General features: G+C 67.1%; 1 protein-coding gene. It reads left to right on the forward strand.

Annotated features, from left to right (window positions below; genetic code table 11):
• Positions 1-435 (forward strand): transposase (locus tag KTN05_RS18350; RefSeq protein ID WP_254368347.1); only part of this gene is annotated, 435 nt, incomplete at its 5' end.
• Positions 436-562 lie beyond the last annotated feature (127 nt).

Below are 562 nucleotides of genomic sequence, written 5' to 3' on the forward strand. Positions count from 1 at the left end.
ATCAGCATCATTCTGTCGTCGGTCATCGTCATCTCCGTATCGGTTCAAGGTCTCGCAACCCGAACCTTCCCGAAGATCGGCGATGGCCGCCAGCGGCACGCCCGGCCGCGCGCTGCGCTACGCCAAGGGCTCCGCGCGCGGCCTCCTACACCAACCGCTGGGACACTGCCTCAATCCGGTGAGCGCGACGTCTCGGGCGGCATCACCAAGGCAGGCGAGGTCAATCTGCGACGCGCTCTGTGTCAGGCCGCCACTGTCATGATGCACCGTGGGCGGGCGACATGGCTGAGAACATGGGCCGCACATGTCGCCCGCCGCCGAGGTGCGAAACGCGCCATGGTTGCCTTGGCGCGGCGCATCGGCGTGATCCTGCACCGGATGTGGGTCGATGGCACCGACTTCCGGCCCGACATCCCGCTGGCCAGTGTGGCCTGACGACCCGAGCTCCCGCCCGTAGCCTGCCTGACCGCAGGCCTCCGAGGTCCTCCCAGGGACGCGGTTCCGATGATGCCGTGGTCAGGACTGTTGCCGCTCTTTGTCGAGCACGCCAATGAGATGGGCA

This window comes from Paracoccus sp. Z118, assembly GCF_019061185.1.
Classification (GTDB): domain Bacteria; phylum Pseudomonadota; class Alphaproteobacteria; order Rhodobacterales; family Rhodobacteraceae; genus Paracoccus.